Consider the following 986-nt stretch of genomic DNA (forward strand, 5'->3'; position numbering starts at 1 on the left):
CACCGCGACGATGTTGCTGGTCACGCTGTTGCCGGCGGGATCGGTGACGGTCGCGCGGAACTGGTAGCTGCCGTCGGCCAGATCGCTCTGCGCGGCCGTGGTCGCGGTCCAGGTGCTACCGCCGTCGATCGAGACCTCATAGGCCACGTTGGTGCCGTTGGTATCGGCGTTGCCGGTCAGCGACAGGTCGAAGGCCTTGTCGGTCGAGTTGAAGTCGGACGAGGACGAGCCCGAGTCCGTATAGCTCGACAGCGACAGCGTCCCCGCCGTCGGCGCCGTGGTGTCCACCACCACCGTGACGACATTGCTGGTCGAGGAGTTGCCGGCGGGATCGCTGACCACGGCGCGGAACTTGTAGCTGCCGTCAGTCAGGTTGCTTTGCGCCGAGGTCGTGGTCGACCAGTTGCCGCCGCCGTCGGTCGAGACTTCATAGGCCACATTGGTGCCGTTGGCATCGGCGTTGCCGCTCAGCGACAGATCGAAGGTCTTGTCGGTCGAGTTGAAGTCCACAGACGACGACCCGCTGTCGTCATAGTTCGACAGCGACAGGGTCCCCGCCGTCGGCGCCGTGGTGTCCACCACCACCGTGACGACGTTGCTGGTCGCGCTGTTGCCGGCAGGATCGCTGACGACGGCGCGGAACTTGTAGCTGCCGTCAGTCAGGTTGCTTTGCGCCGAGGTCGTGGTCGACCAGTTGCCGCCGCCGTCGGTCGAGACTTCATAGGCCACATTGGTGCCGTTGGTATCGGCATTGCCGCTCAGCGACAGATCGAAGGCCTTGTCGGTCGAGTTGAAGTCCACAGACGACGACCCGCTGTCGTCATAGCTCGACAGCGAGAGCGTCCCCGCCGTCGGCGCCGTGGTGTCGACCACCACCGTGACGACATTGCTGGTCGAACTGTTACCGGCGGGATCGCTGACCACGGCACGGAACTGGTAGCTGCCATCGGTGAGGTTGCTTTGCGCCGCCGTGGTCGTCGACCAGG

Annotated in this window: 1 protein-coding gene; it reads right to left on the bottom strand. The window is 65.0% G+C overall.

Annotation, left to right across the window (positions count from 1 at the left end):
• Positions 1-986, bottom strand: a 986-nt coding sequence (locus RAD15_RS43350; protein WP_458184788.1) for an Ig-like domain-containing protein, incomplete at both ends; no start/stop codon positions are given.

This window comes from Bradyrhizobium sp. 14AA (assembly GCF_054185205.1).